Origin of the sequence: Devosia soli, from assembly GCF_000970455.1 — a bacterium.
GTDB lineage: Bacteria > Pseudomonadota > Alphaproteobacteria > Rhizobiales > Devosiaceae > Devosia > Devosia soli.
In genome coordinates this window covers 1-431 of sequence record NZ_LAJG01000047.1, presented here as the reverse complement: position 1 = coordinate 431, position 431 = coordinate 1, and the positions used below count along the sequence as shown (strand labels likewise).

The following is a 431-nucleotide window of genomic DNA, read 5'->3' as shown; positions in this document are numbered from 1 at the left end:
GCGGTCACGCGAGATGGGGATGATACAAAGTAACAGAAGCCGTATATCACAGTTGAAGAAAACTGTTGAAGTGTCTTGCGTCAGGCAATGCTTCGGAATTGGATCGAAACGCGGCCAAAAGGTGGGATGGAGGGCTACGCCGTCATGTCGTTCGAGATCAAGTCCTGTCAGCTTCTGCACTTCGGGCCGCCCACCGCGATTCCCGGGCGCGTCACGGGCGTCGTGCGTGCGCGCATCAGCGAGGAATTTCCCGCGACACGCACCGAATGTACCCTCGACCTCAAGGTGAAGGCCGATACCGGCGCGGCGAGCCCGGAAACGGTCCGGCACGCACTCCTCGCGCATGCGGTCGGCCCACCGAACAGGTCACAACCCTCGCACCAGACTCCGTGTCACGGGGCGTCACGACAGAGCATGACATGTGCTCGCAC

At 61.0% G+C, this 431-nt stretch carries 1 protein-coding gene; it reads left to right on the top strand.

Features of this window, described 5'->3' with window-relative positions; genetic code table 11:
- Nucleotides 1-144: 144 nt before the first annotated feature.
- Nucleotides 145-431: hypothetical protein (locus VW35_RS21870; protein WP_210165919.1), on the top strand; the 287-nt coding region annotated here is incomplete at its 3' end.